The 11701-nt window shown below is 57.3% G+C and carries 12 protein-coding genes; 7 read left to right on the top strand and 5 right to left on the bottom strand.

Annotated features, from left to right (window positions below; all coding sequences use genetic code 11):
- Window positions 1–2 precede the first annotated feature (2 nt).
- The 5 genes from ACQUWM_RS06130 to ACQUWM_RS06150 form a co-directional block, all read right to left on the bottom strand.
- The gene (locus ACQUWM_RS06130) at window positions 3–788 is read right to left on the bottom strand and encodes a TonB family protein (protein ID WP_428921532.1); all 786 of its coding nucleotides are present in this window, start codon (window positions 786–788) and stop codon (window positions 3–5) included.
- Between the two features lie 38 nt (window positions 789–826).
- Window positions 827–3046 carry a DUF1631 domain-containing protein gene (locus ACQUWM_RS06135; protein ID WP_407002109.1) on the bottom strand — a complete coding sequence of 740 codons (2220 nt, stop codon included), beginning with the start codon at window positions 3044–3046 and terminating at the stop codon, window positions 827–829.
- A gap of 199 nt (window positions 3047–3245) precedes the next feature.
- Window positions 3246–3848: a Yip1 family protein gene (locus ACQUWM_RS06140; protein ID WP_428921533.1), complete on the bottom strand. Its 603-nt coding sequence runs from the start codon at window positions 3846–3848 to the stop codon at window positions 3246–3248.
- Between the two features lie 141 nt (window positions 3849–3989).
- Window positions 3990–5267 (bottom strand): HlyC/CorC family transporter, encoded by a 1278-nt coding sequence (locus ACQUWM_RS06145; protein WP_407002107.1) that lies wholly within the window; start codon window positions 5265–5267, stop codon window positions 3990–3992.
- Window positions 5264–6064: a cytochrome C assembly family protein gene (locus tag ACQUWM_RS06150; protein WP_428921534.1), complete on the bottom strand. Its 801-nt coding sequence runs from the start codon at window positions 6062–6064 to the stop codon at window positions 5264–5266. Before ACQUWM_RS06150 ends, ACQUWM_RS06145 begins: the two co-directional genes overlap by 4 nt.
- A 179-nt stretch (window positions 6065–6243) precedes the next feature.
- Here ACQUWM_RS06150 and ffh point away from each other — a divergent pair, with 179 nt between their 5' ends.
- The 7 genes from ffh to ACQUWM_RS06185 all read left to right on the top strand — a co-directional run bounded on the left by ffh (window position 6244) and on the right by ACQUWM_RS06185 (window position 11655).
- The gene (gene ffh, locus ACQUWM_RS06155; protein WP_428921535.1) at window positions 6244–7632 is read left to right on the top strand and encodes a signal recognition particle protein; all 1389 of its coding nucleotides are present in this window, start codon (window positions 6244–6246) and stop codon (window positions 7630–7632) included.
- 162 nt (window positions 7633–7794) lie between these two features.
- Entirely contained in the window at window positions 7795–8034 is a 240-nt protein-coding gene (gene rpsP, locus ACQUWM_RS06160; protein ID WP_012138828.1) for a 30S ribosomal protein S16, read from the top strand.
- A gap of 27 nt (window positions 8035–8061) precedes the next feature.
- Window positions 8062–8589 (top strand): ribosome maturation factor RimM, encoded by a 528-nt coding sequence (rimM, locus tag ACQUWM_RS06165; RefSeq protein ID WP_428921536.1) that lies wholly within the window; start codon window positions 8062–8064, stop codon window positions 8587–8589.
- Window positions 8590–8591: 2 nt separating this feature from the next.
- Window positions 8592–9350: a tRNA (guanosine(37)-N1)-methyltransferase TrmD gene (gene trmD / locus ACQUWM_RS06170; protein ID WP_407002103.1), complete on the top strand. Its 759-nt coding sequence runs from the start codon at window positions 8592–8594 to the stop codon at window positions 9348–9350.
- A gap of 24 nt (window positions 9351–9374) precedes the next feature.
- Window positions 9375–9731, top strand: a complete 357-nt coding sequence (gene rplS / locus ACQUWM_RS06175) for a 50S ribosomal protein L19 (protein WP_127330945.1) — start codon at window positions 9375–9377, stop codon at window positions 9729–9731.
- A gap of 107 nt (window positions 9732–9838) precedes the next feature.
- On the top strand, window positions 9839–10771 hold the full coding sequence (gene xerD, locus ACQUWM_RS06180; protein WP_428921537.1) for a site-specific tyrosine recombinase XerD: 933 nt from the start codon (window positions 9839–9841) through the stop codon (window positions 10769–10771).
- Between the two features lie 182 nt (window positions 10772–10953).
- Entirely contained in the window at window positions 10954–11655 is a 702-nt protein-coding gene (locus ACQUWM_RS06185; RefSeq protein ID WP_428921812.1) for a thioredoxin fold domain-containing protein, read from the top strand.
- Window positions 11656–11701 lie beyond the last annotated feature (46 nt).

The following is an 11701-nucleotide window of genomic DNA, read 5'->3' on the forward strand; positions in this document are numbered from 1 at the left end:
CGTTAGTTTTCCAGGCGCTCCGGGGAGAACACCAGTTCAACCCGGTAGCGTTGTTGCCCTCCCTCCTTACCTGGCGGCTCCGGATAGGGGCTGGCTGCCAATGCAGCCCGGTAGGCTGCGCCATCGATTCCTTTCATACCACTTGATCGGGACACGTTTGCCCTGGTCAGAGCGCCATTTCCCAGCAGTTGCAGTTCAACCTCCAGGGTGATGGGCGAGCTCAGTTCCCGAAGCATCGGCACGCCATTGCGCCTCAGTTCCCGGGCAATCCGGGTGGCGAGACTGACAACGTAGGCGTCGGTTTCTTTCGGGGAGTCTGTTACCTGTCTGATCTGACGGGGCGCTTCGGTTGGAGAGGTGGCGGGAGCGCCCGCCGCCGTTGTTCGGGAGGAGGGCGACTGGTTTTCTGCCTCCGCCTGCGAGGCTCCGGCGGCGGGCGCCGCTGATGCCGGTTCGGGGGCCGGAGTGACCCGTGGGGGTGCAGATTGCGAGGGCGTCTCGGGTTGGTCCGGGTTTGCTGTCTTCGAATTTTGCGGCGGGACGCTGGAATCCCGGGGGGGCTGTGGCCGCTCGGCGGGTTTTTCCGCGGAGCTGGTCACGGCCTCGGGGGCTGCCTGACTGCCGGGAGCAACCAGCGTGACGGTCATGGTCGGCGTCGGTTGCTCTGTTTTCTCAAGCAGTGAGGGAATGGCCGACAGGGCCGCAGTGTGCAGGAACAGCGCCAGGGAAATGGCAAGGGCAATTCGATACTGGGCCGGAAGGCTGGTAGTACGGCCATAATCCAGCATGGTCTGTCGCGTGCTCCTGGCAAGAATGAATTGCGGCCTTATCCAGCCTTGCTCCGCAAGCTGCCAACAACAGCATCCAGTGCCCGGTCAATGAGTGCGCCCTGTTCCAGTACGGTCAGTCTCCCGCGACGCATTTCGTGGGCCAGCTCGGTGCGAGTTTTCTCGATTACCTTGAGCCCCATGCGATTGACGAAAACGAAGCAGTCCGCTTCCTCGATAATGGCAGACAGTTTGCAGCGGAAGCTGGCGCCGTTGACCAGGTTGAACTCAACCCAGTTGCCAATTTCGATCGCATCAATCTGCGCGACGTACTCCGCAATGGCGGCTTCCTCAAGCTGCTGTTGGCGCTCGACAGCCGTTGGCGGGATTTGTTCCGGTTCTTCAGCGGAGGGGGCTGGTATTTCCTCCCGGGCTTCCATCAGCGCGTTGGCCCGGAATGCTTCCGTCAATTCGTGTTTGAGCTCGCTCATCATTTCGTCGAGCTTTGAGGAGTTGTAGGAAACTTCTTCCAGCCCTGCGCGCAAAGACTTGATCAGGCCCGGCACTACGCGTACCCACTGGTCTCTTTCCTCATCTTCCTGGTGAGGATGGAGGCACCAGATCAGGTCATCCACGACCCGTACGGATTCCAGCCAGCGGTGCTCGACATCGTCCCGCAGGTACGCCAGGAACATGACCCGGCTCCAGCCGTTGACCAGGATGTTTTGAACCGAATCCGGCAAATGGTAGCGGGCGACTTTTTCCTGAAGCACGCGATCGACGGTTTCCTGGGCTTTCTGGGATTTTATTCGGCCACGCTCCGACTCTCGGGTTCGTTGTTCCACCAGTGAAGCTTTACGGTTCTCCCTGGCAAGGTACTGCTCAAACTCTTCTCCGAGTTCTTCAAACAGTGACAGGTCGCCATCGAATTCGTTGAGGATGCGTTGCACGATGCTGTGAATCTTGTCGTAAAGTTTGTCGCGAGTCTTTTCGTCACTGTCACTCCATCCGATACCTGCACGGGCAAGGGAGTTCAGTAAACGGCGCGCCGGATGGGTTGCTTTGCTGAAGAAGGTTTTGTCCTTGATGACCACTTTGAGGATGGGAATCTGCAACCGGCTGATCAGTACCTGAATAGGCGCTGACAGGTTGTAGTCGTCAAGGATGAATTCAAACAGCATGGAGACGAGGTTGATCAGGTCCTCATCCATTTCGTTCAGTGCGGGTTTCTTGCCATCCGCAGCCACTTTGTGGGCCAGCAACTGCTCAACCACCTGCCGCAGATCTACGGTGAGCGGCTCTCCGGCACTGAGGTTCTCTGAGGTGGAAGTTGCCGGCTGCTGGGGCAGGGCGCTCAGCAGGCCGATCAGCTCCGCGTCTCCGATAACGTGGACATTGGGGTCCGATGCCCGTGACGGGATGCCGGCGTTGGCCCGCTGCAAGGCAAGCATCTGGCGTATCTGTTCAAACACCGCGCTGTCACCGGCCTGGCCGGCCGCTCGGGATGCGTCGTCGGTCTCTCCCTCGGGCCTGGGCTTTTCAGTCGACTGTCCCTGGGTTTTACCTTGTTGCTGCCCGGTTTTGCCGTGGTAGCGGAAATTGGGAATAACGCCGGCCTGGATCAGTATGCGGTTGGCTTCATCCAGCAGCATGCCCAGGTTGGATACCACGTATCGGTCGAACTGTTTGAGCAGGATCAGGCGCTCACGAATCTGGATTTCCAGCGCCTGTATGGCTTCGATAAAGGCGCTGCACAAGTGCTCCGGGGCCATCGGATTAACCGGCGACTCTTCGCTGGCTTCCGGGTAGACCACGCTGAAACGGGTCTGGAGTTGCAGCAGTGGTCCCTGGAAGTGTGCCTTGGCCTTGGTGATCATGGCATTGAGTGCGACCTGCTCTTCCAGGTCGTCATTGCCCACGAGAGAGAGGTTGTCAGCCGAAGGCTGTGCAGTCTGGCTTTCTTCGCTGGTCACACCGCCGCTGCGCGGTGGCGCGGAAAAATTCTGGGCAACGGCGTTCTGGAAATGCCGTTCCACACCCTTGCGTTTGATGCGGATTTCGCGCATCGCCTCAAAATACCGGTTTTGCTCGTTATTGCTGCGGGCATTGTTGGCCAGCTCGAACAACGAGTCATCGACCGCGTCGAAGGCTCCCTGCAGCAAGTCACCCAGCCCGGCAACGACGGTGTCACGGATCCGGGTTACCTCTGCGGGAACGGGGCGGGAACTGCCCGCTTTCCTGTGTTCGCGGAGATAATGTATGCCGGACTGCTTATTCATGGCCGACTCCTGTTTACGCCTCAACCGGATACATGACCGAGCTTACTGACTTTGTTTCTCATTATCGGTTAAATCTACCGCATTTTTACAGGCGGTAACATGACTAAATGATAACAGGCCCACGTTGCCAAAAAATTTCGGGGCACCCCGAAGGGTACCCCGTTGCATGATCCTCGGTTTATGCGAGGTTCGGACGGTATCAGTGAATGTACACCGGTCCGATGCCAACGCTCCAGATCACCACGCTGACTGCCAGCAGCGCCACCAGCATGACCAGTCCGACGGTCAGTACCGAGGACGCAAACATGAAGCCCCGATCCTCAGGTATCTTCATCAGGATCGGCAGGCCTTCATAAAGAAGATACACGGCGTAGGAAACGGCGACGAGCCCTACCGCCATGTTTACCCAGATGTTGGGGTAGGCCGCAATAACGCCCAGCAGGAACATCGGGGTCGCAGTATACGCGGCCAGGGTCACGCCACGGGGTGTGCGGTCCTTGACTTCGTAGGTGGCGGCGAAAAAATCGATGAACTTGCCCAGAACATAGATGCCCGCAAGCATGGCGGCGTAGAACAGGGCGGACAGTTGCAGTCCGCTGGTGACCGTCAGCCGGGTGATGGCTCCATCTCCGATTTGCCAGCCAACCTGGGTGGTCCCGACAAAACCGGCAATAGCGGGAATCAGGGCCAGGATAAAAATGTGGCCTAAATACAGTTTACTAACGGATTCAGAATCCCGACGTATGGCTTCCCACTCACGATCAGGGTGGGTGAGCAGGCCAACGGTGTGTGTCAGACTCATGGAAAGACTCCTAATGATTATTGTTATGTCGCACGCACCTTCAGTCTTGGTGGAATGTGAGTGGCGGTCAAGGAGTCGGTTAAATTTTGATCGTCTAACCCCGGAGCTGCTATAACCTTACGGTATAAGTATCCCGGAGCATCAGAGGAGAGAGCGTTTCTTGCGGCGGGCAGGGTGGACGATGGCTGCCTTGACGACATTATCCTTGATCTGCAGAACCTCGATCCGGTGACCGGAGACCTTAAGGCAGACGTTGGTTTCCGGGATGTTTTCCAGGGTTTCGGTGATCAGTCCGTTCAGGGTTTTGGGGCCATCCGTGGGCATCTTCCAGCCCAGTGTCTTGTTGATGGTTCTGAGCGCCGTGGCGCCATCAATAATAAAGGTGCCGTCGTCCTGCGGGATGATGTCGGGGCTGGTCGCGGCGTAATCTGTGGTGAATTCACCCACGATTTCTTCAAGGATGTCCTCAAGAGTGGCCAGGCCCCGCACGTCGCCATACTCATCCACCACTACCCCGAACCGGCGCTTGCCTTTCTGGAAATTGATCAGTTGGGTATTCAGGGGCGTGCTTTCCGGGATGAAGTAGGGTTCCTGGCACAGCTGCATCAACATTGCCTTGTTCAGGTCTTCCTGCAACAGCAGTTTTGACGCGCTGCGGAGGTGGAGAATACCCCGGATATTGTTGATGTCGCCCTTGTAGACCGGCAGCCGGGTGTGCTGGCTGCTGCGGAGCTGGCGCAGGATGGTGTCCATTTCATCGTCGAGATCGATACCGACCACGTCGTTACGGGGCACCATGATGTCGTTCACAGTGACGTTCTCCAGATCCAGGATGCCCACCAGCATGTCTTTGTGCTTGGCGGGAATCAGCGCGCCGGCTTCATTGACTACGGTGCGCAGCTCTTCGCGGCTCAGGTGGTCGTTGGCAGCGTCGTGGGGAGAAATGCCGAGAATCTTGAGGATAGCTCCGGTGAACAGGTTGACCGCCCAGACCAGCGGATAGAGGATCTTGAGCAGCGGTCCGAGAATGTGACTGGCCGGAAAAGCGATTTTTTCAGGGAAGAGTGCCGCCAGGGTTTTCGGGGTTACTTCGGCAAAAATCAGGATAACCAGCGTGAGCAGCAGCGTGGCGATGGCTATGCCCGCATCCCCCCAGATGCGAATGGCGATGACAGTCGCTATGGAGGACGCCAGGATGTTGACGAAGTTGTTGCCAATGAGGATGACGCCGATCAGTTGATCGGTTCTCTGCAGAAGGCCCTGGGCGCGCTTGGCGCCCTTGTGGCCGGTTTTCGCCATGTGCTTCAGGCGGTACCGGTTCAGGGACATCATCCCGGTTTCAGAGCTGGAGAAGAAAGCAGACAGCACAATAAGCCCGACCAGTACGCTAAAAAGTACCGTTAGCGACGTTTCATTCATTGATGGAAAACCAGCTCAAGTGCGAATTTACTACCGTAGAACGCCAGCATCAGCAGCGCGCAGCCCGCTAGGGTCCAGCGGCTGGCGGTAATGCCGCGCCAGCCCTTGGTGTAGCGGCCAATCAGCAGAGCCACAAAAACCACCAGGGATAACAGCGAAAAGAGCGTTTTGTGGGCCAGGTCCTGGGCAAACAGGTCCTCCACGAATAGCGCGCCGGTGACGATCGCCAGAATGAGCATGACCACCCCGGCCCAAACCATTTCAAACAGCAGGGATTCCATGGTTTGCAGTGGCGGCAGGTTGCGAACCAGGATGCTGTTGTAGTTGTGCTTGAGCTGACGGTTCTGGAAGTAAAAAAGGGTCGCCTGAATGGCGGCCAGGGTGAACAGGCTGTAGGCTGTCACCGATAGCGCGATATGGGACAGCATGCCATAGCTGTCTTCCGGTATCAGGCGGGAAGGGGTATGGGTAATCAGTGACAGGATGATTGTGAGCCCGGCCAGGGGGTAAGCTCCCAGGAACAGGCTTTGCACAGGCTTGCGCAGACTCAGCCCGAGCAGGAGGAAGACGATCAGCCAGGATATCAGTACTGAACTCTGGAAAAAGCTGAAATCAAAGGCAGTATCCTGATGCATCGTCTGGGCAATCAGCAGGCCGTGGCCGGTCAGTGCCAGAATGCCAATCAGCATGGTGATGGCTACATTGGTATGCACTCGCCCCCTGAAGCTGAGTGCTTGTAGGGCGGTACCAATGCTATACAGAAAAAGAGAGGTGACCGCGAGAATCAGCGTTCCCATGACTTCCTTTAACCACTGTCTGACTGGGGATCGGTGCGGTTAGTCACCGATTTGACCGGGTTGGTCGTTTCAGGGCGATAGTCTGGTTATAATGTCGCGATTATGCAACAGGAATCAAGGAGCCGGGTTCCGGCTTTGTGGTTTGTGCACTCAATTTATCCGGGGTACGGAAGAGCAACATGTTTGAAAACCTCCAAGACCGACTTTCCGGTAGCCTGCGCAAAATTTCCGGCCAGGCGCGGCTTACCGATGACAATATCAAGGACACGCTGCGCGAAGTGCGAAAGGCGCTGCTGGAGGCAGACGTTGCCCTGCCGGTGGTCAAGGGCTTCATAGAAGGTGTCCGCCAGCGCGCCGTCGGCCAGGAAGTGCAGCGCAGTCTTACGCCGGGCCAGGTGTTTGTAAAGGTCGTCCAGCAGGAACTTGAGCGGGTCATGGGTGAGGGTAATGAATCCCTCAACCTGGCCGTGCAGCCTCCGGCGGTGATCATGATGGCTGGCCTGCAGGGTGCGGGTAAAACCACAACGGTGGCCAAGCTCTCCCGATTGCTCAAGGAGCGCCAGAAAAAATCGGTGATGGTGGTCAGTGCCGACATCTACCGCCCTGCCGCTATCCGGCAGCTGGAAACTCTGGCCGGTGAGGTCGGGGTGGAGTTCTTCCCCAGTTCCTCGGATCAGGATCCGGTGGACATTGCCGAAGGTGCCATAGCAGCAGCCCGTAAAAAGCATATAGATGTAGTGATCCTGGATACGGCCGGTCGCTTGCATGTGGATGAGCAGATGATGGGCGAGATCGGACGGCTGCATAAGGCGGTCAACCCGGTGGAAACCCTGTTCGTGGTCGATGCCATGACCGGTCAGGACGCTGCCAATACCGCCAAGGCCTTTAATGATGCCTTGCCGCTGACCGGTGTGGTGCTGACCAAGACCGATGGCGATGCCCGTGGCGGTGCCGCGCTTTCCGTGCGTCACATTACCGGTAAGCCCATCAAGTTCCTTGGTATTGGTGAAAAGTCCGATGCCCTTGAGCCCTTCTATCCGGATCGGGTGGCTTCGCGGATTCTGGGGATGGGGGATGTGCTCTCCCTTATAGAAGAGGCTGAGCGCAAGCTGGACCAGAAGAAGGCCCAGAAGCTGACCAAGAAGATCAAGAAGGGCAAGAGTTTCGATCTTGAGGACTTCCGTGATCAGCTGCAGCAAATGAAAAGCATGGGCGGTGTCGCCGGACTGATGGATAAACTGCCGGGCATGGGGCAGATGGCGCAAATGGCCCAGCAGCAGGTGAATGACAAGTCCATGGGGCAGATGGAGGCCATCATCTGCTCCATGACGCCGAAAGAGCGTCGTTACCCGGATGTCATCAACAACTCCCGCAAGCGCCGTATAGCGACCGGGTCCGGCACCCAGATTCAGGATGTGAATCGTCTGCTCAAGCAGCACAAGCAGATGCAGAAAATGATGAAGAAATTCGGTAAAAAAGGCGGTATGGCCAATATGATGCGGGGCCTGGGCGGCATGATGCCTCCGGGTGGAGGCGGTGGCGGTATGCCTCCATATGGCCGTATGTAGAAAGCCGTACGCAGAAAACCGGGTTTCACTGTGTTTCCCTGTTTTCATTGGCGCTTTTTTAGCATAGAATAGCGCCCCTTTCGAGTATGGGTCTTCACGCCGGCCAGTTCTGGCGGGTGTGAATCGTACAAAGTTCGTACAACAGAACAGGATATTGGTTAAATGGTAACAATCCGTTTGGCTCGCGGCGGCTCAAAGAAGCGCCCGTTCTATCACCTGACAGTCACCGACAGCCGCAAATCCCGCGACGGTCGTTTTATTGAGCGTGTTGGCTTCTTCAACCCGGTTGCCCGTGGTCAGGAAGAGCGTCTGCGCGTTGATCGTGATCGTGTTGAGTTCTGGCTGGGCCAGGGTGCTCAGGCCACCGATCGCGTTGCCCAGCTGCTGAAAGGCGCTGAGTAATTACGCTTTAATACCGGGGTTGATGGCATGACACAGCATTCGCAGGAAACTGTGATTGGCCGGATTACCTCGGTGTTTGGGGTTAAGGGATGGCTTAAGGTTTATTCCTACACAGACCCCAGGGACGGAATACTGAACTACCGTGACTGGACTCTGGTCCTCAACGGTAAGCGTATTCCGGCCAGGCTTGAGGAAGGTCGCCGCCAGGGGCAGGGGATCGTCGTCAGGCTGAAAGGTATTAATGATCGTGATCTGGCGCACACATACTGCGGTGCAGAGGTCAAGGTTCCGACCGCTGAGCTGCCGGCGCTTCCCGAAGGGGAGTACTACTGGCACCAGCTTGAGGGGCTTGACGTCTTCACTGTTGAGGATGAGTGCCTGGGTGTGCTGGATCACATGATCGAGACAGGCTCCAACGACGTTCTGGTGGTGAAGTCCAATCAGGCTTCCATCGACCAGCGTGAGCGGCTGATTCCCTATCTTCCGGATCAGGTGGTTCGGGAAGTGGATCTGGCCGCGAAGCGCATGGTTGTTGACTGGGATCCGGAGTTCTGAGGGTGTGGATTGGCGCAGTCAGTCTGTTCCCGGAAATGTTCAGTGCGGTCACTGATTATGGCATTACCGGCAGGGCGGTTCGTGATGGTCTTCTGACCTTCAAGAGCTGGAACCCGCGGGAATTTACCCATGATCGTCACCGCACGGTGGATGACCGGCCTTATGGTGGTGGTCCTGGCATGCTGATGAAAATGCAGCCTCTGCGGGATGCGATCCATGCGGCCAGGGAATCGGCACCCGGCAAAGCCTGTGTTGTTTATCTCTCACCCCAGGGTGAGACCCTGAATCAGTCTGTTGTTGAGTCCCTTGCGGCGGAAGAACGGTTGATTCTGGTGGCGGGCCGTTACGAGGGTGTCGACGAGCGCCTGATATCGGCGGAAGTCGATCGGGAAGTGTCGCTGGGGGATTTTGTCCTGTCCGGCGGCGAGTTGGCAGCCATGGCTGTCATTGATGCGGTTACGCGCCTCATCCCCGGAGCGCTGGGTCATGCGCAGTCGGCAGAGCAGGATTCCTTTGCCGACGGTTTGCTGGATTGTCCGCACTACACCCGGCCCGAGGTTTACGAAGGTCAGGCGGTGCCGGATGTTTTGTTAGGCGGTCACCATGATCAGATCCGGCGTTGGCGGCTCAAGCAGTCGCTGAGGCGAACCCGGGAGCGACGCCCCGACCTGCTGGAAAAGCGGGTACTGACGGACGAAGAGCGTGAGCTGCTGGAAGAGATTTTGAACGAACCGGGTGCCTCTGAATCATCAGGGCATTAAAAGATTGGGTATCAGGAGCATACGATGAGCGGCAAGAACAACATCATCAGTCAACTTGAAGCAGAACAGATGACCAAGGAAATCCCTGCGTTCGCGCCGGGTGACACCGTGGTTATCCAGGTTCGCGTAACTGAAGGCAACCGTGAGCGTCTGCAGGCGTTCGAAGGCGTTGTTATCGGTAAGCGTAACCGTGGCATGAACTCTTCCTTCACTGTTCGTAAGATTTCTTACGGTGTGGGTGTTGAGCGTACTTTCCAGACTCACTCCAAGCTGATCGACAGCATCAGCGTGAAGCGTCGTGGTGACGTACGTCAGGCCAAGCTTTACTACCTGCGCGACCTGTCTGGTAAGGCAGCTCGTATCAAGGAGAAGCTGGGCTGATCAGCCTTGCGCTGAACAGAGTGCTTCAGAAAAAGGCAGCCGCGGGCTGCCTTTTTCGTGTCTGGCTGTTATAAACAGGGTTTTAGTCATTGGTCCGGGAAGTAAGTATGGTGTCTCAACGCAGATCCCGTAAGGAGCTTCGGCCCGATGATGAGGCGCTGATTGCGCGTTTCACCGATGCTATCTGGCTGGAAGATGGCCTGGGCGATAAAACCCGTATGGCTTACCGTAATGATCTGGAGGGTCTGGCAGCCTGGCTGGTGGATCAGCCGGGGCGACCGCTTCTGGTGGCGGTGAAGCGGATGGATCTGCTCGCGTGGATCTCCCGGGGGTTGGCGGAGGGCGCCAAGACTTCTACGGCAGCGCGCAGGCTGTCGGGGTTGCGGCGCTTCTATCGTTATCTGCTGCGAGAGGGGGTTATCAGTGAAGATCCCACGTTGCAGATTGACAGCCCGCGTCTGCCCCGCAGGCTTCCGGATTCGTTGTCGGAACGGGATGTTGATGCCCTGCTGGACGAGCCAGATCCGGAAATCCCCATAGAATTGCGCGACAAGGCGATGATGGAAATTCTCTATGGGTGTGGGTTGAGGGTTTCGGAATTGACGGAGTTGCGAGTGGATCAGGTCAACCTGCGCCAGGGCGTGGCTCGGATCACTGGCAAGGGAAACAAAGAGCGCCTGGTTCCGCTTGGTGAAGAGGCGGTGGACTGGCTGCTGCGCTACATGAAAGAAGGGCGCGCGGAATTGTTGAAAGGACGAACCTCGGATGCACTGTTCCCGGGTAACCGGCCTGTGGCAATGACACGGCAAACCTTCTGGCATCGTATCCGTCATTACGCCATGCGTGCCGGCATTAACAAGCACCTGTCTCCGCACACACTGAGGCACGCCTTTGCGACGCACCTGCTGAACCACGGTGCAGACCTGCGAGTGGTTCAGATGCTGTTGGGGCACTCCGATCTCTCGACCACGCAAATCTATACCCATGTGGCCCGCCAGCGCCTGCAGTCCCTGCATCAGACTCACCATCCGCGTGGCTGAGGGGTGTTCTTTCCAGTAACTCTGATAACCTTGGAGCTGCGCCTGAACTTTCGCGCCGCCAGGGTGTCGCAGTAGATTAACTGAACCCGACCCGGGGACGCGCCGGGTTTGAACCACAACTGAAAGCGGAAGACATTATGTTTGCCAGAAAACTGTTTACATCCTCCCTGGTGGTCGCCCTGATGATGGCGGGGTTGACCGGCATGCACACTGCGGTGGCCGGCGAGGTGGAGGACCGGATTTCCGAGCGGCTGACCAAGGCCATTCCGGGGCTGAGGGTGAGTGAGGTTCGAGAGTCTGAAGCTCCGGGGCTTTATGAGGTGTACAGCAATAATGGCGACACTATTTATACCACCGAGGATGGCGGTTACCTGCTAACGGGTGATCTGCTTCAGGTAACCGATAAAGGCATTGCCAATGTGTCGGAAAGGAATCGGGCCATTGTCCGCAAACAGCAGATGGAAGCGTTTGGTGCCAGGGGAGTGATCAGTTATCGTGCCGACGGCGAAGAGAAGGCTGAGGTTGCCGTGTTTACCGATATCGACTGCCCTTATTGCCGCAAGTTGCATGACGAGATGGCCCAGCTCAACGAATACGGTATTACCGTGCACTATTATGGGTTCCCCCGTTCGGGGCCGAATACCCGGTCGTTCAACAAATACGTTTCGGTATGGTGCAGTGACGATCAGCAGGCGGCTATGGATATGGCCAAAGCCGGCAAACAGGTTGATGCGCAATCCTGCGAGAATCCTGTCAGGGATCAGTTCAATCTGGGCGGAGAAGTTGGGGTAACCGGCACACCGGCTATTGTGCTGGAAGATGGCAACATGGTGCGTGGATACGTCCCCGCGCAGAAACTGGCCGAAGGGCTTGGCCTGCTGTAACCCTGCGGATGCCGGGGCCTTACCGGCGCCCCCGACTGAATAAGTC

This window comes from Marinobacter sp. DUT-3, assembly GCF_050379435.1.
Lineage (GTDB): Bacteria > Pseudomonadota > Gammaproteobacteria > Pseudomonadales > Oleiphilaceae > Marinobacter.

Bases quoted from the DNA above. Each gene is read 5' to 3' on its own strand.
- ffh (WP_428921535.1), top strand. From the start codon at position 6,244: ATGTTTGAAAACCTCCAAGACCGACTTTCCGGTAGCCTGCGCAAAATT.
- ACQUWM_RS06185 (WP_428921812.1), top strand. From the start codon at position 10,954: ATGATGGCGGGGTTGACCGGCATGCACACTGCGGTGGCCGGCGAGGTG.
- ACQUWM_RS06150 (WP_428921534.1), bottom strand. From the start codon at position 6,064: ATGGGAACGCTGATTCTCGCGGTCACCTCTCTTTTTCTGTATAGCATT.
- xerD (WP_428921537.1), top strand. From the start codon at position 9,839: ATGGTGTCTCAACGCAGATCCCGTAAGGAGCTTCGGCCCGATGATGAG.
- ACQUWM_RS06140 (WP_428921533.1), bottom strand. From the start codon at position 3,848: ATGAGTCTGACACACACCGTTGGCCTGCTCACCCACCCTGATCGTGAG.
- rimM (WP_428921536.1), top strand. From the start codon at position 8,062: ATGACACAGCATTCGCAGGAAACTGTGATTGGCCGGATTACCTCGGTG.
- ACQUWM_RS06145 (WP_407002107.1), bottom strand. From the start codon at position 5,267: ATGAATGAAACGTCGCTAACGGTACTTTTTAGCGTACTGGTCGGGCTT.
- ACQUWM_RS06130 (WP_428921532.1), bottom strand. From the start codon at position 788: ATGCTGGATTATGGCCGTACTACCAGCCTTCCGGCCCAGTATCGAATT.
- rpsP (WP_012138828.1), top strand. From the start codon at position 7,795: ATGGTAACAATCCGTTTGGCTCGCGGCGGCTCAAAGAAGCGCCCGTTC.
- rplS (WP_127330945.1), top strand. From the start codon at position 9,375: ATGAGCGGCAAGAACAACATCATCAGTCAACTTGAAGCAGAACAGATG.
- ACQUWM_RS06135 (WP_407002109.1), bottom strand. From the start codon at position 3,046: ATGAATAAGCAGTCCGGCATACATTATCTCCGCGAACACAGGAAAGCG.